The following is a 20786-nucleotide window of genomic DNA, read 5'->3' as shown; positions in this document are numbered from 1 at the left end:
GTGTCCGGGGTGGTCCCCTGCGATCGCGATCAAGTCCCTACGATGCACCGATGTGGTGGAAGCGTAAGCGCGGGCTGCCGGACTTCTGCGGGGATTTGGGGCAGGGTGTCCTCGACCGGGACGAGCGGGCGTCGGAGGCGGCCTTCCGCGGCATCGTCGGCTCGATCGAGAAAGCCGGCCCCGACCAGCTGACCGAAGGCGCCCGGCGGCTGCGTCCGGCGCTGGAGCAGGTGTCGATCGGCAACGGCGGCCAGCTGGCGCAGGTCGCGGCCGGGCTCGTGGAGGCCGGTGCGGACCCGTTCGTGCTGCTTGACGTGCTCGTCGAAAGGGTCACCGACGGGCTCGAACACGGCGTCCGGTTCCCCGCGCTGGCCGAGAAGGACGGCGGCGAGTTCGAGGCCCCGGCCAGCCAGGCGGAAGCCGACGCGCTGATCGACCGGGTCGCCCGGGTCGCGGCGCAGGCCGGGATCGACCGGGCCGAGGGCATCCGGATCACCGAGGCGTACTTCACGGTCGAGGAATGGATCCCGGGCCTGCTGCTGCCGGCCCAGCAGAAGCCGGTCCGGCAGGCGTTCCCGCAGCGCGAGCGGCTCGCCGCCGCGGCCGACGCGATGTCCGAGCACACCGACGCGGCACCCTGGCTGTACGGGTTGCTCCGGGTCCTCGACGACGAGCCGTTCCTGGTGCTGCACCGGCCGAGCGGACGCGGGTACCGGCTGACCGTCAGCGGTGTCGGCGACAACTTCCAGCTGCACACGCTGCTCGCCGCCACCCTCGTCGGCGACCCGGCGCGGGGCCTCGTCGACGGCGTCCGCCCCGAACCGGCGTGGATCGCCGCGGCCACCGACGGACCCGAGATGATGCCGCCCGGCGGGGTACGCGGACAGTTCGAGCTGTTCGACGCGCACGGCGACCGGGTCTGGGGCGAGGGCCGCCCCGCCGACATCCCGGTGCTCGACGGCCACCGGGTCGTCGTGCTCGACAAACCGTCGTACGAGCGGGTCTGGAACACCGGCCGCGTCTACCCGCTGATGCACCCGGAAGTCACCCTCGACCGCGTCCTGCCCGACGCGGAGGCCGCCGCATGGCTGGAGCGGGTCAGTGGTCGGGAGACCCCGGAGGCGCCATGATCCGCAGCGCGTTGGGGTCGACAGACACCCGCAGCGGGGTCTGCCCGCACGGCTCGCCGTCGACCTCGACGTGCGCCGGTCGGTCGGTCTCCAGCCACAGCTCACCGACCGCGATGAACGGCTGCTCGCGCAACGTGCGCCGGTGACCGGTGAAGGCGTTGCGGGCGGTCTCCCGGATCAGCTCCAGCTTCGACCGGCCGCCGACCGGATAGGCCACCAGCAGGCGGTCGTCGGCGTGCGCGTCGGCGGTGATCGGGCGGCCCGCGTGGAAGCCACCGTTCGCCACGTACACCTGATGGGTGATGAAGACGATCTCCCGGCCGTCGGCGCGCAGCGTGGCCCGCAACGGCCGGTGCCTGGTCAGCAGGCCGAGCGCGGTGAGCGGGTAGGCGAACCGGCCGATCACCCGCTTCAACCGGCCCGGCACGTTGATCATGATTTCGGCGGAGAGACCGGCGCCGACGTGGTTGGTGAACGGCATGTCCCCGGCGACACCCAGATCCACGTCGATCACCTTGCCGTCCACCAGGGTGGCGAGGGCGTTGTCGAGGTCGGGGAGGATTCCGACCGTACGCGCGAAATTGTTCGTCGTCCCCAGGGGAAGCAGGCCGAGAGCCACGTCGCGGTGGGCGAGGAACCGCCCCGCCGTGCTGATCGTGCCGTCGCCGCCACCCGCCACCAGCAGGTCCGGCTTGTGCGCGAGCGCCGAACGCAGCGAGTTCTCCAGTTCACCGGGCCGGTCCACAGCGTACGCCCCGAGCAGGTCGAAACCGGCGTCGAGCAACCTGGCGTGCGCGTCGGCGTAGAGCTGCCGCCCGCGCCGTGACCGTGCATTGACGACGAGCGCCGCCCGCCGCTCGCGCCGGATGTCATCGGTCAACTCCTGCTTCGTCCGCACCGGCCGACCCTATCTGCTGACGATCACCGCGTGCCGAGCCGGACAGCCGGGTGTCCGTACGCGGCGTTCACCGTCCGCACAGCCGGACCGACGCGTACCCGCGCAGCACGAAACCGGGGCTGCGGACCGGATCGGCGGCCAGTTCCAGCCGCGGCGCGTGCTCCAGCAGCGCGGCCAGGGCGGCCCGCAACTCGATCCGGGCCAGCGGTGCGCCGAGACAGAAGTGCAGGCCCGCGCCGAAACTCAGATGTGGATTGGGCACCCGGCCGGCGTCGAACCGGTCCGGTTCGGCGAACACCGCCGGGTCCCGGTTCGCGGCACCGAGCAGCGCCGCCACCTCCGCGCCCGCCGGAACGGTCACCCCGGCGACCTCCACGTCGGCGGCCGCGGTCCGTACGAACAGCTGCGACGGCGAATCGAAGCGCAGCATCTCCTCCACCGCGGCCGGGAGCAACGCCCGGTCCGCCCGCAGCCGCAACACCTCGTCCGGGTGCCGCAGCAGCGCCACCACCCCGTTGCCCAGCCCGTTGACCGACGCCTCATGACCGGCGTTGAGCAGCAGGATCGCCGACGCCACCAGCTCGTCGCCGCTGAGCCGGTCGCTGTTCTCGCGGACCGTCACGAGATGGCTGATCAGATCGTCGCGAGGCTTCGCGGCCCGGCTGGCGGCAAGCTCGCCCAGGTAGCCGGCGAACTCCCGGCATGCCGCCAGGGCCTCGGCCTCCACCTCGGGGGTACGGTCCATCTCGTACATCCGGACCATCGCCGCCGACCACGGCCGCAGCCGGTGCCGGTCCGCGGCCGGAACTCCCAGCAGCTCGGCGATCACCGTCACCGCCAGCGGCTCGGCGAGTTCCGCCAGCAGGTCGAACTCGTCTCCCGCCACGGTCAGCAGCCGGCTCGCCTCAGCCGCGACGGCCGCCCGCAGCCGGTCCACATGCCCGCGCGCGAACGCCTTCGCCACCAGCGACCGCAGCCGGGTGTGCACCGGCGGCTCGTTCTCCATCATCTGATTGCGGTGCAGCAGATTGAACGGCTCGAACATGTCGGCCGGCTCCTCGTCGCGCCAGAACCGCCCGAGCCGCCGATCACGCAGCACCGCGTCGGCGGCGGCGTGGCTCGCCGCCAGCCAGCGGCCGCTCGGCGCATGAAAGCTCAGCGGCGTGCTCTCCCGCAGCCCGGCCAGCCCGGGATAGGGGTCCGCGACGAATGCCGGATCTGAGAAGTCGATGCCCACCCCGGAACGTTATCCATTTTGGTACGGAACAGTCCGCCCCGCCGACGACATCAACCCCCAGCCGTCTCACACCGCTGTCCAGCTTGCCCGAGCCAGCGGTGCGAACCAGCCAGCCTCGTGAACCCGGTCCTGGCCGCCGACAGCGGATTCAACCTGGTCGTCGCCGCGACCCGGGCCGGGGTCACCCGAGGATTGCCCGCCACGGCGAGAGCGGACGTCCGTTGGACAGGTCGTAACGATACGGACCGTGGACCGCAGTGGATCAATACCCGGCAATGTTTGGTGAACCGGGGGAGACCGGCGCATGTTTGGTGTCCCCCCGAATCAGGAAGTCCATCGCCGTGCATCCTCAACCCCCGCGCCGCACCACCCACGCCTACGGAACTCCGAAGAATCTGCTGGTCTACGACCGCTGGGGCCGGTACGGCCGGCCGGTGGTCCTGTTGCACGGTCTCTTCTACGACCGGACGATCTGGTGGCCGGTGGCGGCCGAGCTGGGCGACGCGTGCAGTGTCATCGCCGTCGACCTGCCGGGGCACGGGCAGTCCGCCACGCGGGGCGAGAACGCCGTCGACGGCCTGGCCCGGGACCTGGCCGTGCTCGTGAACGGGCTGGGCCTGCACCGGGCGCCGGTGCTGGTCGGGCAGGGCGAGGGCGCACTGCTCGCCGAGGCGTTCGCCGACTCGTACGCGACCAGGGCGGTGCTGACCTTCGACGAGCCGCACGCGCCTCCGGAGTGCCCGGAGAAGCATCGGGCCACGGCTGATCTGGCGGGTGTCCCGGCACCCTACCGGCAGTTCGCGGTGTCGCGCTGGGACAAGACGCTGCTCCGGTCGTATAAGTGCTGGTACTCGAACCGGAAGCAGTCACGTGCCGCCAAGCGCCCCTGTTTCCCGCATCTGCGTGCCCCGGTCCGCTTCGCGGCGACACTACGGGACCTGATCTGAGCGGCCGCGAGGGGACCTGATCCGGGCAGCTGCGGGAGATGAGCAGCCGCCCGGACGGGCGGCTGCTCGTGGTTCGTCAGCTGTGCCTGTGCCGCCGATGCCGATGCCGATGCATGGGCGGTGTCATGGCGGCCGTGCTGATCACCAGGCAGATGATCAGCAGCGCGCCGACCAGGATGTCGACAAACATGGCGGTACCCCCCTGGAACCGCTGGTGGGCTGCGGTGGCAGCCGGACTCTCCACGTTCCCCTCGCGGCCCCGGCCCGTCAACCGGAATGCCGTAATCACCGGTTGGCCTGGTCCGCCGGAACCGGCCTGCCTAAGCTGGCCCGCGAGGGGAGTACCTCCGCGAGAGCGTGGCGGTCACCACGGGCATCCGATGTGCCCTCGTGCGTTCGCCCGCCGGCGCCGGCTCCGCGGCCGGCGGCGGGTGAGGGAGACCTCGGACGATGACACGTGTCCGAGGAGGCTCCGTGTTCGACCTGCCGTCCATTGCGTCCACCCAGCTGTGGGTGATCAGCATCGTCGTGCTGCTCGCCCTGCTCACCGTCGATTTCGTGATCACCCGCCGTCCGCATGACGTGGCGATGCGCGAGGCGGTCGGCTGGTCGCTGTTCTACCTGGCGCTCCCGGGCGCGTTCGGGGTGCTGATCTGGCAGCTGTACGGCCGGGCGCCCGCCATGGAGTTCTACACCGGCTATGTCGTGGAGAAGTCACTGTCGGTCGACAACCTGTTCGTGTTCATGCTGCTGCTCGCGGCGTTCGCGGTGCCGCCGGAGCTGGCGCAGCGGGTGCTGCTCTACGGCATCGCCGGGGCGCTGGTGCTGCGCGCGGTCTTCATCGCGGCGGGCGCGGTCGTGCTGCAGAGCGGCACGTGGGCGTTCCTGCTGTTCGGCGGGATCCTGCTGCTGACGGCGGTGAAGGTGTTCCGGGAGGCGATGCGCGACGAGGACTACCAGGTCGACATCGACAGCATGCGCAGCGTACGGCTGATGCGCCGGCTCATGCCGGTGACCGGCCGATGCCAGGGCGGCAAGCTGACCGTGGCCGAGCACGGCCGGCGCGCTCTCACCCCGCTCGCGCTGGTGGTGGTTGCGGTGTTCATGACCGATATCGTCTTCGCGGTCGACTCGGTGCCGGCCGTCTACGGGGTCACCGAGGACCCGTACCTGGTCTTCGCGACGAACGCGTTCGCGCTGCTCGGGCTCCGGGCGCTGTATTTCGTGCTGCACAACGTGCTGGACCGGCTGCGGCACCTGAACTACGGCCTCGCGGTGATCCTGGCGTTCATCGGGGTGAAGCTGGTGCTGCACTGGGCGCACGGCATCTGGGCCGGTGTCCCGGACATCCCGACCGACGCGTCCCTTGCCGTCATCGGCACCACCCTGGTGTTCGTGACCGTGACCAGCCTTCATGCCGACCGCAAGGAGCGGGTCGTCACCTGAGGGACTCGGACGGGGCCGCCGGGACGGGATTGCGGCGGATCTGGTCGGCGGCGTCCCGGGCCATCATGATCAGTGGGCGCGCGGCCGTGTAGGACGCCACCGCGCCGTCCAGGTCCCCGGTCCGGGCGGCGGCCTCGATCTGCCCGCAGGCGGCCGTCGCCGCGCTCGCACCCAGGTTCGCCAGCACGCCCATGAGCTGGTGGGACTCGGTGCGGAGCAGGGCCGCGTCGTCGAAGGCGAGGGCCTGCTGCATCCGGTCGAGGTGCTCCGGGATCTTCGCCGAGAGGGACGCCAGCAGCCCGGCCAGTGCCCCGGCGGTGGACGCCGGGTCGGGTCCGCGCAACTGGCTCATGCGCCGTTCGATCTCGGCGGTCACGGTCTGCGGGCTGGGCCGGTCCGATGCCGGGCTGACCCAGTGGTCCAGCACCCGCGCCACGTCGGCCGGGACGAGCGGCTTGGCGATGTGCTCGTCCATACCGGCGGCCAGGCAGCGGGCCCGGTCCTCGGCCAGGGCGCTCGCGGTCAGCGCGATGATCGGCACGTGCCGTCCGGCTGGCTCACGCCGGCGGATCTCGGCGGTGGCCGCGTACCCGTCCATCTCCGGCATCAGGCAGTCCATGAAGATCGCCTGGTAGTCCCGGCCGGAGGCGCGTTCGACCGCCTCCAGGCCGTTGACCGCGACATCGGCGCTGTAGCCGAGGTTGGCCAGGATGCCGAGCGCCACCGTGCGGTTGATGTCGTTGTCCTCCACCACGAGCAGGTGACCACGGCCGGTCGGGGTCGCCGCGCCGGCGTCGCTCGGGCGGCCGGCGGCCGGTTCGGCCAGCACCCCGACCAGCGCGTCGTAGAGCTGGGACTGCCGCAGCGGCTTGGCGAAGGCGGCGGACACCCACACCAGGTCAGGCTCGGCCGGCAGCCGATAGGGGTTCTCGGCGAGCAGGATGGTCTTGGGTGTCGGGCAGTCCGGCGGCACCAGTGCGAGGGCCTCGCCCGGTGCCGTGATCATGTCGAAGATCAGCAGGTCGATGGGGCGCCCGGTGGCCGCCGCGTCCCGCATCACGGCGATCGCGCCCTGCGTGTCGGCCACCCCGACGGCATCCATCGACCAGGCGCTGAGCTGCTGGGTCAGGGTGGTCCGGTCGTCGTCGTCCCGGTCGACGACGAGCACCCGCAGCCCGTTCAGCGAGTGCCGGTCGGAGAGATCCAGGTCGGCGCGGGCGGTCCGCAGCGTGATGGTGAACCAGAACACGCTGCCGTGCCCCGGCTCGCTCACCACCCCGATCCGGCCACCCATCAGCTCGACCAGGTCCCGGCTGATCGCCAGGCCGAGCCCGGTGCCGCCGAAGCGCCGGGTGGTGCCCACGTCGGCCTGGGTGAACGCCTCGAAGAGATCCTCCTGCCTCGGCAGGTCGATACCGATACCGGTGTCCTGGACCTCGAAGCGGACCGACACTGCCTCCGGCCCGCAGGCATGCCCGGGATCCGGTCGCGCGGTGATCGTGACCTGCCCGCGCGGGGTGAACTTGACCGCGTTGCCGGCCAGGTTGAGCAACACCTGGCGCAGCTTGGCGGGGTCGCCGCAGACGGTGGCGGGCACGCGCTCGTCGCAGACCCCGGTCACGGTGGGCCCGTGATGGGTGTCCGGTGGGGCGACCAGCGCGACCACGTCGTCGAGCAGTCTGCGGACCTGGAAGTTCGCCTCCTCCAGAATCACCTTGCCGGCCTCCAGCTTGGAAAAGTCCAGGACGTCGTTGATCACCGATAGCAACGCGGAGCCGGCCGCGCCGATCCCTTCGGCGTAGCGGCGCTGGCGTTCGTCGAGCGTCGTGCCGAGCAGCAGGCCGGTCAGGCCGATCACGCCGTTCATCGGGGTGCGGATCTCGTGGCTCATCGACGCGAGGAACTGCGACCTCAGCCGTGCTGCCTCGATCGCCTGGTCGCGTGCCTCGGCGAGGGCCTGTTCGGTCTGCAGGCGGGCGGTGATGTCACGGACGAAGCCGTGGAACTGGGCGCCGCCGCTGTGCCGGATCTGCCACATGGTCAGTTCGACCGGGATCTCGTGGCCGTCCCGATGTGTCGCCGCCATCTCGGTGGGCCGGTCCAGCAGCCAGTTCAGCCGCCCGTCGAGCAGCCGCCGCAGAGCCGGCCGGTAGCGCTCCGGCAGGATCGTGCCGGCCACGTCGCGGCCCAGGATCTCGGTGCGCTTCCAGCCGAAGACGTGCTCGGCCTGCCGGTTCCACTCGGAGATCACCCCGTCGTCGTCCATGCTGAAGAAGGGGTCGCTGGCCGCCTGCATGATCATTTCGAGCTGTTCGCGTTCCACCCGGCGGCGCTGGTCGGCGCGGACCCGCGTGGTTATGTCGTGCGCCACGGTCGCGGTCCCGATCACCGCGTGATCGGTGTCGCGCATCAGCGCCATGCTCAGCGACACCTCGATGACGGTGCCGTCCTTGCGCCGGCGGCGCGTCTCGTACCGGGTGAGTGCCTGTCCGCTGCGGACCCGGGCGAGCAGTTCCTTCTCCTCGCCGAGGCGGTCCGGCGGCAGCAGCCGGGTGACGTCGCCGCCGACCATCTCGTCGGCGCGGTAGCCGTAGAGGCGTTCGGCACCCGGGTTCCAGGTCTTGATGGTGCCGTCCGGCGTCTTGCTGACGATCGCGTCCTGGGACGCCTCGACGATCGCCGCGAGCCGGGCGTTCTCCAGCGCCTCCTTGCGCCATCCGGCTTCGGCCCAGGCCACCGCCTGCCGGGAGCGGCGCGTCAGCACCACCGCGGCGACCCCCGCGGCGACTCCTGCGAGCAGGAACAGCGCCCTTCGCGGCACCCCCGACCACCCTCCAAGATCCGAATCCGATTCAGCATCAACGTACATGTGACCTTTCTCTGCTTTAGCCTTATTGCGGACATAGCACCCACCGACTCGCCGCAAGGGAGCCGCCCGTGGCGACAGTGATGGTCGTCGACGACGTGGCCGCCAACCGTGACATCGTGCGCATACTGCTCGGGTTCCGGGGCCACGACGTCATCGAGGCGCACGACGGCGCGGACGCGCTCCGGCTGGCACACACCCACCATCCCGACGTGGTGGTCTCGGACGTCCTGATGCCCGGCATCGACGGCCTGGAACTGGTCCACCGGCTGCGCGCCGACCCCGACCGCGAGGCCGCACAGGCCCCGGTGATCTTCTACACCGCCAACTACCTGGAACCCGAGACCCGCCCGATCGCCGAGGCGTGCGGCGTCAGCCAGGTGGTGCTGCGCTCGCAGGACCCGGACGCGCTGCTCGACGCGATCGACGTCGCCCTGGCGAGCGGCCCGGTCAACGTCGACCTGACCCCGGCCGAGGACTTCGCGCAGGCACACCTGCAGGCCGTCAACGCCAAGCTGATCGAGAAGGTCCGCGCCCTGCACGACACCGAGCGCCGGTTCGAGGCGATGGCCGTCGCCTCGCCGGTCGGTATCGGCATCATCGACCGGCACGGCAACGCCGAGTACGTCAACGAGCGGCTCGCCGAGATCCTCCAGATGCCGATGGACCACATCGTCGGGCGCGGCTGGCTGTCCTGCCTCGACGAACCGGCCCGGGACACCGCGCTCGCGCTGCTGCACGGCGCCGGCGACGACACCGAGATGCGGTTCACCCACCGGCTGACCCGGCCGGACGGCAGCCCCCGGTCGCTGCGCATCCACGTGCGGCAGACCCATGACGAGGACGACGGGCTGACCGGCGGGGTGCTGATGGTCGACGACGTCACCGACCTGGTCCTGGCCGAGGAGCGGCTGCGCGAGGAGACCGAGCGCCGCCAGGACGAGGCCCGGCACCGCGACGCGGAACGCCTGGACAGCCTGCGCCGGATGGCCGGCGGGACCGCGCACGACTTCAACAACATCCTGGGCGCGATCCTCGGCTACACCAACCTGGCCATCGAGACGATCAACGACGGCCGGGCCGACGGAACCCTCCCCGAGGAGACCGTGGAGGCCCTGCTCGGCGACCTGGCCCAGGTGATCAAGGGCGGCGAACGGGCCAAGACGCTGACCCAGCACATGCTCGCCTTCGGCCGCCGTGAGGTGAACCAGCCCGCCGCGGTCGATCTCAACAACCTGCTGAGCGAGTGCGCCGAGGCGCTGGGCGCATCCGCCGGCACGGGCTGCCGCCTCGAGCTCGATCTGCACCCCGGCCTGCCGGAGGTGAAGGCCGACCCGGTCCAGCTCGACCGGGCCCTGCACAACCTGGTCCGCAACAGCGGTGAGGCGATGCCGGACGGCGGCGTCGTCACGATCACCACCTCGATGACCTCCGACGGTGTGGCGATAGAGGTCCGCGACACCGGCACCGGCATGCCTCCGGACGTGCTCGACCGGGCCTGCGAACCGTTCTTCAGCACCAAATCCACCACCGGCACCGTCGGACTGGGCCTGTCCACCGTCCACGGCATCGTCAGCCAGGCCGGCGGGCGGCTCACCCTGGACTCCGAACCCGGTCACGGCGCCGCCGTCACCATCACGCTCCCGCCGGTCGCCGGAACCGTCCCGCCGCCACCGCCGCCGCCGCCGCCGCAGGAGGCCGCCGCCGACGAGCGGGGCGGCGGGGAGACTGTGCTGCTCGTCGACGACGAGGACGCCGTGCTGCAGGTGACCGCCCGGATGCTGTCCGGCGCCGGGTACCGCGTACTCACCGCGCCCGACGCGGCCGAGGCGCTGCGCCTGCTGGAACGGCACGGTGGTGAGATCGCGGCGCTGGTCACCGACGTGGTGATGCCCGGCATGGACGGCCGTCAGCTGGCCCGTATCGCCGCCGGTCGCCGGCCGGACCTGTGCATCGTGTTCGTCTCCGGGTTCGCCGAGTCGCTTTTCGACGAGCACGGCAACAACCTCGAACCGGGGTCCACCATCCTGCCCAAACCGTTCGACCGGGACAGGCTGGTCAGCACTGTACGAACGGCTCTTCTCGCGACTCAGCGCCGCTGATCGACTAGCATCCTCAGCTCGCCGCCCCTACCCCCGAGGAGGCCGGGTGACAACCGCCAGCGATCGTCAGCCGACCGTACGGCTCCCGCATCAGGCCTTGCCGACGCACGACCAGGTCGCCCTGGCGCCCCCGGCGGTCCCGGCCCCGCGCCGGCGCGGCCGTCGTGCCCTGATCGCCGGCGGCACCGTGCTGGCCCTCGCGGCCGGGGCCGGTGCCGGGGCGCGCCACGTCTTCAAGGGTGACGTCCCGCGCGGTGTCACCGTGCTCGGCGTGGATCTCGGCGGCCTGACCCGGGACCAGGCCGGCGCCGTGCTCCGCGCCCGGCTCGCCGCCGACCCGAGGACGTCCGCCGCCGTGCGGGTGCGGGTGGAGAACCGCGACGCCACCGTGAGCCCGGCCGCGATCGGCCTGGTCGTCGACGTGGACGCGACCGTGAACGCCGCGGCCGCCGGCCGCCCCGCACTCTTCGGCGGCCGGGCCGTCGCCCCGGTGATCGCCATCGACGCCGACCTGCTCGACACGGCCCTGCAGAAGGCGGCCGGCAAGGTCGGCACCCCGATGAAGGCACCGGCCGTCACCTTCGCCGGCCTCACGCCGAAGGCCGTCCACCCCCGGCCCGGCCGTGGACTGGATCCGCAGCGCTCCGCCGAGGCGGTCCGGGCCGGCTGGCTCTCCGGCGAACCGGTGACCGTCCCGATCGTCGAACTGCACGCCGTCACCACCGCCGAGGAGGTGGACCGGCTGGTCGAGACGGTCGCCCGGCCGGCGGTCGCGGCCCCGCTGAAGGTCACCTCCGAACGCGGCACACTCACCGTCCCACCGGCCGCGATCGCGAAGAGCCTGGTGATGACCGCCGACCGGACCGGCCGCATCGAGCCGCGGATCGATCCGGAGAGGTTGCGGACCGCGGTCGCGTCCCGGCTCGCCCGCATCGAGGCGCCGGCCAAGGACGCGTCGTTCACGTTCGCCGGCGGGAAGCCGAAGATCGTCGCGGGGGCCGAAGGCAGGGGACTCGACCTGGCCGCGCTCGCCCCACAGCTGCTCACCGCCGCACAGAGCCGCGACGCGCGTACCGTCGAGGCGTCCCTGACCACCACCGCGCCCGCCACCTCTGCCGCCGACCTGGAGAAGCTCGGGGTGAAGGAGAAGGTCTCGACCTTCACCACGAAGTTCACCGGTGGCCTGTCGTCGCCGCGCAGCCAGAACATCGTGACCGCCGCCAAGCAGGTCCGCGGCGCGCTCGTGCTGCCCGGGAAGACGTTCTCGCTGAACGGGCACACCGGCGAGCGGAGCTACGCGCAGGGCTACAAGGACGCGCCGGTGATCGTCGGCGGCGACCTGCAGCCCGGGGTCGGCGGCGGGGTCTCGCAGTTCACCACGACGCTGTTCAACGCCACGTACTACGCCGGGCTCGAGGACGTCGAGCACAAGCCGCACTCCTACTACTTCGACCGGTATCCCGCGGTCATCGAGTCCACGATCTTCTGGCCGGACCTGGACTTCAGGTTCCGCAACGACAGCCCGTACGGGGTACTGATCCACACCGCCCACACCAGCGACTCGATCACCGTGTCGGTGTGGAGCACCAGGGTGTGGGACAAGGTGACCACCGAGTGGAGTCCGCGCCGCAACGTCACCTTGCCGCGGACGATCACCAAGCCGGACGGGCCGGACTGCATCGCGACCAGCGGACTGATCGGTTTCACCCAGGACGCCTGGCGGCTCTTCCACTCCGGCGGCAAGGTCGTCAAGCGGGAGAAGTTCACGTGGAGGTACGACCCCGAACCACGCTTCATCTGCGGCGCCCCCGCCTGAGGGCAACGAAACCGGCCGCGATGCGCTAAGCAGGGTGGATGAGTGACCTCAGGCTCAACCGCAGACTGCTCCTCACCGCCGGCTCCGGTGTGCTCGGCGTGACCGTTCTCAACACGCTGACCGGCTGCACCGACGGCGGGGCGAGCCCACCGGCCGGCTCCGCCCCATCCGCCGTACCCCCGAGTGCCGCGCCGCAGAGCGCCGCCGCGCCCGCTGCGAGCGGGAACGTGACCGGCGACTGGCGCCGGGTGGACCTCGAATACGTCTCCGTTTACCTGCTGATCCGTGGAAAGGAGGTCGCGGTGGTCGACACCGGCAACCCCGGCTCGGGCGCGTCCGTCGAGCAGGGCCTCGCCGCGGCCGGCCTGAAGTGGGACGCGGTCAAGCACGTCATCCTCACCCACCAGCACCAGGATCATGCCGGTGGCCTCGCCGAGATCGTGCCGCGCATCCCGGCCACCCTCTACGCCGGGACCGAGGACGTCTCGTCGATCAACGCGGGCGGTAAGACCCTGAAACCGGTCAAGGACGGCGACGAGGTCTTCGGCCTGCAGATCATCGGAACGCCGGGACACACCCTCGGCCACGTGTCGATCTTCGAGCCGGGCACCGGCGTGCTGGTCGCCGGCGACGCGCTGCGCAACCTCAACGTCCTGGAGGGGGCCGCACCGCTCTACACCGCCGACCAGACCCAGGCGGACGCCTCGGTCAAGAAGCTCGCCGGCCTCGACGTACGCGCCATCCTGCCCGGCCACGGCAAGCCCCTCACGGTCGGCGCCCGGGAGGCCCTGCAGCAGCTCGCGGCGCGACTCTAGTACTCCCCGTCCGGCAACCGGATCGCACTCCACGGCGGCGATCGTGGTGGGATGGACACCTCGGAGGAACGAAATCGCGGCCGGTGGCTGCTGCTCGCCGGTGTGCTCCTGACGCTGGCGGCCCCGCTGCTCGGCGACACGGAACGGCAGTTCGTCTACGTGGTGGTCGCCGGGACAGCGCTCCTCGCCGTCCGCAACGGGGTGCGCCGCAACCACCTGACGCGCCGGCAGGCCTGGTGGCCGGTGGCCGGCGCGATGCTGTGCTGCGCGCTGGCGAACGGGGTGTGGGGCGCCGCAATGGCCGCCGGACTGCCCGCGCCGGACGGGCTGACCGTCGTCGACCTCATCTACGTGGGGATGTACCCGCTGCTGGCGGCCGGTCTGCTGGGCATGTCGGACAATCGTGGCGGCTCGGCGTGGGCCGGGCTCACCGAGGCCGGCATCATGCTGTGCACCGGGGCCGTGCTGATGTGGGTGCTGCTCTACGACCCGTTCGTGATCGAGCGCGGGTACTGGCCCGGAGCGGCGTGCGCGCTCGCGTACCCCGCCCTCGATCTTCTCGTGCTGGCCGCCGCCACCCGCATGATCGTCGCCCACGGCAGGCTCACCCGGACGGACCGGCTGCTGCTGGCCGCCGTCTCGGTGCTGACGGTCGCCGACGTGCTCTACTTCCTCGCCGCCGCGTCCGGCGGTTCGTGGGCCGGGCCGGGCTGGAGCGCTTCCGGCTGGGTGCTCGCCTTCCTGCTGATCGGGGCCGCCGCCTGGCGTCCGCAGGCGACCGGCGCCGTCCCGGAGCGCCGCGTGCACCGGTTCGCACCGGCCGGCAACGTCGTGCTCGTCATGGTCGGCCCGGCCGGTACCGGATATCTGCTGATTGCCGAGCGTGATCTGGCCGCCCTGTCGGTCCCGCTGGCCGCCACGGCACTCACCGCCCTGCTGCTGGTGCTGCGCCTGACCCACACCACGGGCCTGGCCGACCGGCGCGCCGCCAGCCTCCGCGACGCCCTGCACGAGCAGGCCGAACTGCAGCGCACGCTGTGTCATCAGGCCCGCCACGACGCACTCACCGGGCTGCTCAACCGCGTCGAGCTGGAGGACCGGCTCGCCGGCCCGGACGGCGGCGCGCTGATCCTGATGGACCTGGACGGATTCAAGGACGTCAACGAACGCTTCGGGCACCCCACCGGGGACGACCTGCTCGTGTCGGTCGCCGCCCGGATCCGCGGACTCACCACCGGCTCGCCCGGGGACGGTTCGATCACCGTACGGCTGGGCGGCGACGAGTTCGCCGTGCTGCTGCCGGATGCCGGGCCGGCCGCGGCTACCGCCGTGGCCGAGCAGGTGCTGGCCGCGATGCGCGCGCCGGTGACCGCCGGCGGGCAGCCGCTGCACGTGACGGCGAGCGTCGGGATCCGCGTCTTCGGCCCGGCCGCCGGCCCGGTGGAGGTGCTCAGCGACGCCGACCTGGCCCTCTACGCGGCGAAGGCGGCCGGCAAGGACCAGGCCGTGGTCTTCGACGTGGCCATGCGCCAGGAGCAGGCCGACCGCATCCGCCTGCTGGAACGGCTGCGTGCGGCCGTCGACGCGGCCGAGTTCGCGGTGTACTACCAGCCCATCGTCACGCTCGACGACGCCCGCCCGGTCGCGGTTGAGGCGCTGGCCCGCTGGCTGCCGCCGGGACGCTCCCCGATCGGGCCGGACCTGTTCATCCCGGCCGCCGAGGACAGCGGCCTGATCGTCGCCCTCGGCGAATGGGTGCTGCGCCGCGCCTGCGCCGACGCGGCCGTCTGGCACCGGCAGTGGGGCACCACCGTCACCGTCAACGTGTCCCCGCGTCAGCTCGCCGACCCGCACTTCACCGTCAAGACGCTTGCCGCGCTGCGGGCGAGCGGCCTGCCGGCCACCGCCCTCACCCTGGAGATCACCGAAGGCGTGCTGGTGCGTTCCGGTGCGCACGCGGCGCAGGCCCTGCTGCACCTCTCGGCACTTCGGGCGGAGGGCGTACGGGTGGCGATCGACGACTTCGGCACCGGTTACTCGTCGCTGGCCTACCTGCGTGATCTGCCGATCGACGTGCTGAAGATCGACCGTTCGTTCATGCCGGCCGACGACGCCGACACCCAGCAGGCCACCCTGGTCCGGGCGATCGTCGACCTGGCCGCCGGGCTCGGACTGATCACCGTCGCCGAGGGGGTGGAGACCCGTTACCACGCCGACCTGCTGCGCGCCCTCGGCTGCCAGCGGGCCCAGGGGTACCACTTCGCCCGCCCGATCCCGGCGCCGGAGCTGACCGATCTGCTGGCCGAGGCCGCGAACGTTCAGCTTCGCCCGATGCCGGCCGATGAACATGGTGACGCCGGACTCGGAGTGAGTGTCAAGTGACGGATGCGGGGCTGACTGGCCTGGAAGTGGCCGATGAACTCGGCCGTGGCGCGTTCACGATGGTGCACCGGGCTCGTCGCGGCGACCGCTGGTACGCGTTGAAGCGCCCGCTCGCCGACGCCAGCGCCTACCCGGAGATCCGGACCGAGTTCAGCCGTGAGGCCGCCCTGCTGGCCTGCATCGACGACCCCGGTGTGGTCCGGGTGCACGCGGTCGGCGAACTCGACGGGGTGCCCGCCCTCATCCTGGACCACCTGGCCGGCGGCTCGCTCGCCGATCAGCTCGGCGGAGGGATGCTCTCCGAGGAGTGGGTGGTCGCGATGGCCGCCCGGCTGGCCCGGGGCCTGGCCGCCGCACACCGTCTCGGGCTGGTGCACCGCGACATCAAACCGGGCAACATCATGGTCGGCCCGGACCAGCCGGCCACCCTGATCGACTTCGGCCTGGCCCAGGTCGGCGCCGAACGCGGCGACACCGACGAGGCGGTCGGCACCTTCCTGTACAGCTCGCCGGAACAGTCCGGCATGCTCAAACGGCCGGTCGACGGCCGGTCCGACCTCTACTCACTCGGCGTCGTCCTCTACGAATGCCTGGCCGGCCGGCTGCCGTTCGAGGCCGACGACGTCGGCGAACTGCTCCGTCTGCACCTTGCCGCGCCGGTGCCGGACCTCGCCGCACTGCGCCCCGGCATCGACCCGGCCCTGTTGGCCGTGGTGTCCCGGCTGCTCGCCAAGGACCCCGACGACCGCTACCCGGACGCCGCGACGCTCCTCGCCGACCTGCGTGGCTGCCCCGGAGGCGAGGCCGCCGACCAGGCGGCGGTCTCCGGCTGGCCGCTGCGCGGACGCGACGAGGAGGCCGGCCGGCTCAGCCGCCGATGGGAACTGGCGCGGGCCGGACAGGGCGGATTCGCGGTCATCCGCGGCGCTGCGGGTTCCGGCCGTACCCGCCTCGCCGCGGAGGTCGCCGCCGAGGCGTCCGCCGCCGGGCTGCCGGTGTTCTGGGCGACCTGCCGCCCCGACGAGGCCTCGCCGCTGGCCGCCGTCCGCGAGGCGGCCGCCGCCTGGCGGGCCGGGGTACGCCGGCTGACGCCCGACCAGCGCGCGGCCGTCGATCAGCACGTCGCCGAGGCGTCGGCCGCAGCCGGGCCGGGTCTGCTCGCCCGGCTCTTCGGCGACCTTCTCCCGGCCGTCTCCGGGGAGCCCGTGAGCGGCGGCGACGAGCACGTGCTCGGTGCCGGCGCGGTGTTCCTCGGCGACCTCGCCACCCGCTCCGGTGGCCTGCTTCTGGTCGTCGACGACGCCCAGCATCTCGACTCCGGAACCCGTCAGCTCATCGAGAAACTCGCCGCCGAACTGGCCGGTCTGCCGGTGCTGATCCTGTTGACCGCCCCGGACGGTGCCGCCGACCCGGCCGCCGGCCTGGACACCGCCGGCATCCTGGAGGTCACCTGCGCGCCCCTGCCGGCGCCGGCCGTCGCCGACGTGATCGCCTCCCGCCTGCCCGGCGCCGAGGTTCCCGTCGATCTGGTACGGCACGTGACCGCCCGTACCGACGGAACCCCGCTCGCGGTCGTCAGCTACCTGCTGCGGTTGCTCGACGCCGGCCTGGTCAGCCCGTTCTGGGGTGCCTGGCGGCTGGACGAGCGCGGCGCCGACGCACTGCCCCCGGCCTCCGACATACGGGACCTCATCGCGGCCCGCCTCACCGGCATCCCCGACGAGACCCTGGACTGCCTGACCGTGGCCGCCGCGGCCGGTATCCGGTTCCGGCCGGAAACCCTGTTCGTGCTCGGCGAACCGGACCGGGTCCTCAGCGCGCTCGCCGCCGCCACCGACCGGCACGTACTGGAGTCCCGGCCCGGCGGCTGGTACGCGTTCGTCCACCCGCAGCTGCGAGACGTCCTCCTCGAACGGCTCACCGAGAACGACCTGCACAAGATGCACGCCGACCTGGCCCGGGCACTGGAGCAACTGCCCGAGGACCTGCGGGACGACGGCCACGCGTACGCCGTGGCCCGCCACCATCGGCAGGCCGGTGACGCCGTCTCGCCCGAGGACCGCCGCCGCAGTGCCGCCACCGCCGGCCGCCGGGCGCTCGCCGACCAGGCCCCGGCCGAGGCGATCGACTACCTCACCGACGCCGTCGACGGCGACCCGGCACCCGACAGCCGGCTGCTGCACGTGCTGGCCCGGGCGTACCTGGCCGGTGGCCGGCTCGACGAGGCCGGCGCGGTGCTCGACCGGGCCCTCGCCGCCGAACCCGACCGGCTCCAGCGGGCGCGGCTGCTCACCACCCGCATCGAGCTATACCACACCGTGTGGGACGACAGCCGCGCCCTGGAAACGACCCGTACCGCGCTCGCCGAACTACGCCGGCCGGTGCCCGGTGCGGGACTGTTCGCCCTGATCCAGACACTGTTGATCGCGATGGCGGGCGCGTTCGTCCGGCGTACCGGACTCGGTTATGGAACCGCCCGCGGCGCGGACCGGGAGATGCAGGCCACGCTTGCCGCCGTCCTCGACGGTGGCGGCTATGCCGCTGCGATCGGCCTGCGGCTCAAGGAAGCCGGGATCTTCGCGCTGCGGGCCATGTACGCGGTGAACCGGCTCGGTCCCTGTCCGGAGTACGTGCGCGTCTACGGCGTGATCGGTTACGTGACCGCGGTGATCAAGTTGCGCGGTACCAGCGACCGGTGCCTGCGCCGGGCCGCCGGGGTCGCCGCGGAGCTCGGTGATCCCGCGCTCGGCGCCTACGTGGAGTGGTTGCAGGGTGCGGCCCAGCTGTTCAGCGGCGCCGACGACGGCACCGCCTGGGAACGGACGACGACCAGGAACGCTCGCTGGTACGTGCCCGCCCAGCTCATCCCCGGCTATGCCACCCTCGGGCTGCGCTACCTCCTGCGCGGCTATGTCGAGGAGGCCGCCCGGGAGTACGAGCGCGGCATGCAGCGCCTCAACGACCAGCAGGGTCTCCTCGGCACCTCGTTCGGCATGCTCAGCGTCATGGTCCCGGCCGGGCAGAGCCGGTTCGGGGATGCGGCCGCCGCCCTCAAACGGCTCCGCGAGGCGTTCCCGCCCGGCACCGGCACCCGGGTGCAGCGGGCCAACATGCTCACCGCCGCCGCATGCTTCCTGATCGAACAGGGCGAGGTCGGCGAACAGCTGCTCGGTGTGTTCGACGAGTTCCACGAGCTCAAGCTGCGCAAGAGCGAACTCATGCCGCAGCACCGGTGGATCTACGTCTACCAGGCGCACGCCCGGCTCATCCAGTTCCGCTACGCCTCCGACGCCGACCGGCCGGCCCGGCTCGCCGCGGCCGCCACAGCGATCAAGGCCCTGGGGCGGGTCGGCGGCACCCCGCTGCTGCGCTGCGTCCACCTCACCACCAAGGCCTCGCTGCACCTCGCGTCCGGCGACCCGCAGCGCTGCATCAAGATCGCCGACGAGGCCGAACGGCGGCTGCGCAAGGTGGACGCCCCGTTCGTCCAGTACGAGGTGTTCCGCATCCGGGCCCGTGCCCTGCGTGCCATGGGGCTGGCCAACGAGGCCGACCGGCAGGCCCGGTTCGCGCTCGGGATGGCCGCCTTCCACGGCTGGGAACAGCGGCGCCGGCAGACCCGTACCGAATTCGGTGTCGACGAAGGCGCCGGCACGCACCGCCGGACCGTCGCCGAACGCCGCCCGGCCAGCGGCCGCAACCGCCACCTCGAAGCGTTGCAGCAGGTCGGCACCGCCGCCGCCACCATCCTGGACCCGCAGCAGCTCGCCAGCGTCGCCCTCGACGAGATGCTGCGCATCCTCGGCGCCGAACGGGCCATCTTCTTCCTGCTCGACGAGAGCGGCGAACCGGTCCGCTACGCCGCCCGCGACGGCTCCGGCGACCTCGCCGACACCGGCGAGTACGGCACCAGCCTCGTCCGGCGGGTCGCCGAGACCGGCGAACCCGTCGTCATCACCGGCACCGAACAGGGCGCCGCGCTCGGCTCCCGCAGCGCCGTCGTGCACGGCCTGCGCAGCATTCTCATCGCCCCCGTCCAGTTCAAGGGCCGGATGGTCGCCGTCGTCTACCTCGACAGCCGCCTCGCCCGCGGCATCTTCACCGACGACGACGTCGCCGTCCTCACCGCCGTCAGCAGCCATGTCGCCGTGTCGCTGGAAACCGCTCGCGCCGCCCAGCTGCACTCCGCCGTCCAGGCCGCGCGCCAGCAGCAGGCACTCGCCGAGATGCTGCGGGCCAGCCTCGCCGAACTCACCGCCATCCTGGAACCCGATGTCCTGCTGCGCCACCTGTGCGGGACCCTCCGGACCCAGCTCGGCGGGACCGCGGCCTGCCTGATCAACCCCTCCGGCGACGTGCTCGAGGTGACCGGGCCGGTGCCGTCCGACGTGGTCGGCACGCAGGTGCCGTACTTCGAGGCCGACGCCCCCGAACTCCTCGACCCGGCAACCACGGCCGGCGTACGGGAAAGGCTGCTCGGCGGAACGCCGGCCGCCCTCGTCGTACCCCTGACCGGCCGCGACGGCCCGGTCGGTGTCGTCCTCGTCGGTGGCAGTGGACTCGACGACACCAGCCGGCAGGTCGCGGCGGCACTGGCCACCCAGGGCATGGCCGCCTACGAGAACGCCCGGCTCTTCAGCCGCGTCCAGGAGCTGGCCACCACCGACGAACTGACCGGCCAGCACAACCGGCGGCACTTCTACGCCATCGCCGGCGCGCTGGTGCTCGCCGCCGCCCGCAACGGCCGCCAGCTGGCGGCCCTCATGCTCGACATCGACAAGTTCAAGGCCATCAACGACACGTACGGGCACGGGGTGGGTGACGAGGTGATCCGTACCGTGGCCGCCCGTATCCGCGGTTGCCTGCGCCACTCCGACGTCCTGGGCCGATACGGTGGCGAGGAGTTCGCCGCGGTCCTGCCCGACCATGAGGGCCACGCCGCCGAACTGGCCGAACGCGTCCGGCTGGCGGTGTCGTCCGATCCGGTCCCGACCCAGGCCGGCCCGTTGCCGGTGACCATCAGCGTCGGTCTGACCAGCCTGGTTCCCGGCGACGCCACCCTGGACGAGCTGCTGGCCCGAGCCGACCACGCCCTGTACCGGGCCAAGGAGTCCGGCCGGAACCGCGTAATGATCGACTGACCAACC

The 20786-nt window shown here is 72.2% G+C and carries 11 protein-coding genes; 8 read left to right on the top strand and 3 right to left on the bottom strand.

The annotated features are described in order from the left end of the window. Positions 1-50: 50 nt before the first annotated feature. Positions 51-1130, top strand: a complete 1080-nt coding sequence (locus tag AB0G04_RS32005; protein WP_360990317.1) for a hypothetical protein — start codon at positions 51-53, stop codon at positions 1128-1130. Here the strand turns inward: AB0G04_RS32005 and AB0G04_RS32000 are convergent. After that, positions 1099-2028: a diacylglycerol kinase family protein gene (locus tag AB0G04_RS32000; protein ID WP_360990314.1), complete on the bottom strand. Its 930-nt coding sequence runs from the start codon at positions 2026-2028 to the stop codon at positions 1099-1101. The two genes, AB0G04_RS32005 and AB0G04_RS32000, sit on opposite strands and share 32 nt — an antisense overlap. A 67-nt stretch (positions 2029-2095) precedes the next feature. Further along, complete coding sequence (locus AB0G04_RS31995; protein WP_360990311.1) at positions 2096-3265, bottom strand: cytochrome P450; 1170 nt, start codon at positions 3263-3265, stop codon at positions 2096-2098. A gap of 341 nt (positions 3266-3606) precedes the next feature. Here AB0G04_RS31995 and AB0G04_RS31990 point away from each other — a divergent pair, with 341 nt between their 5' ends. Both AB0G04_RS31990 and AB0G04_RS31985 read left to right on the top strand, forming a co-directional pair. After that, positions 3607-4212, top strand: coding sequence for an alpha/beta fold hydrolase (locus tag AB0G04_RS31990; protein ID WP_360990309.1), 606 nt, complete (start codon positions 3607-3609; stop codon positions 4210-4212). 450 nt (positions 4213-4662) lie between these two features. Further along, on the top strand, positions 4663-5658 hold the full coding sequence (locus AB0G04_RS31985) for a TerC/Alx family metal homeostasis membrane protein (RefSeq protein ID WP_360990306.1): 996 nt from the start codon (positions 4663-4665) through the stop codon (positions 5656-5658). Here AB0G04_RS31985 and AB0G04_RS31980 read toward each other — a convergent pair. After that, positions 5651-8479, bottom strand: coding sequence for a PAS domain S-box protein (locus tag AB0G04_RS31980; protein ID WP_360990304.1), 2829 nt, complete (start codon positions 8477-8479; stop codon positions 5651-5653). The two genes, AB0G04_RS31985 and AB0G04_RS31980, sit on opposite strands and share 8 nt — an antisense overlap. Before the next feature lie 116 nt (positions 8480-8595). Here AB0G04_RS31980 and AB0G04_RS31975 point away from each other — a divergent pair, with 116 nt between their 5' ends. Genes AB0G04_RS31975 through AB0G04_RS31955 form a run of 5 tightly spaced genes read left to right on the top strand, consistent with a single transcriptional unit; the run spans position 8596 to position 20780 of the window. After that, a complete protein-coding gene (locus AB0G04_RS31975) occupies positions 8596-10626 on the top strand; it encodes a response regulator (RefSeq protein WP_360990301.1) in 2031 nt (676 codons plus the stop codon). Between the two features lie 46 nt (positions 10627-10672). Beyond that, on the top strand, positions 10673-12442 hold the full coding sequence (locus AB0G04_RS31970; protein ID WP_360990298.1) for a VanW family protein: 1770 nt from the start codon (positions 10673-10675) through the stop codon (positions 12440-12442). A gap of 38 nt (positions 12443-12480) precedes the next feature. Next, complete coding sequence (locus tag AB0G04_RS31965) at positions 12481-13257, top strand: MBL fold metallo-hydrolase (RefSeq protein WP_360990295.1); 777 nt, start codon at positions 12481-12483, stop codon at positions 13255-13257. Between the two features lie 51 nt (positions 13258-13308). After that, entirely contained in the window at positions 13309-15639 is a 2331-nt protein-coding gene (locus tag AB0G04_RS31960) for a bifunctional diguanylate cyclase/phosphodiesterase (protein WP_360990293.1), read from the top strand. Then, on the top strand, positions 15636-20780 hold the full coding sequence (locus tag AB0G04_RS31955; protein ID WP_360990290.1) for a diguanylate cyclase: 5145 nt from the start codon (positions 15636-15638) through the stop codon (positions 20778-20780). Before AB0G04_RS31960 ends, AB0G04_RS31955 begins: the two co-directional genes overlap by 4 nt. Positions 20781-20786 lie beyond the last annotated feature (6 nt).

It is taken from the genome of Actinoplanes sp. NPDC023801, from assembly GCF_040639655.1.
Lineage (GTDB): Bacteria > Actinomycetota > Actinomycetes > Mycobacteriales > Micromonosporaceae > Actinoplanes.
Note: the sequence above shows the minus strand (reverse complement) of the source record. Positions and strands in the feature narration are given on the sequence as shown.

Excerpts from the sequence above, each read along its gene's own strand:
- AB0G04_RS32005 (WP_360990317.1), top strand. The coding sequence starts at position 51 with ATGTGGTGGAAGCGTAAGCGCGGGCTGCCGGACTTCTGCGGGGATTTG.
- AB0G04_RS31985 (WP_360990306.1), top strand. The coding sequence starts at position 4,663 with ATGACACGTGTCCGAGGAGGCTCCGTGTTCGACCTGCCGTCCATTGCG.
- AB0G04_RS31965 (WP_360990295.1), top strand. The coding sequence starts at position 12,481 with ATGAGTGACCTCAGGCTCAACCGCAGACTGCTCCTCACCGCCGGCTCC.
- AB0G04_RS31960 (WP_360990293.1), top strand. The coding sequence starts at position 13,309 with ATGGACACCTCGGAGGAACGAAATCGCGGCCGGTGGCTGCTGCTCGCC.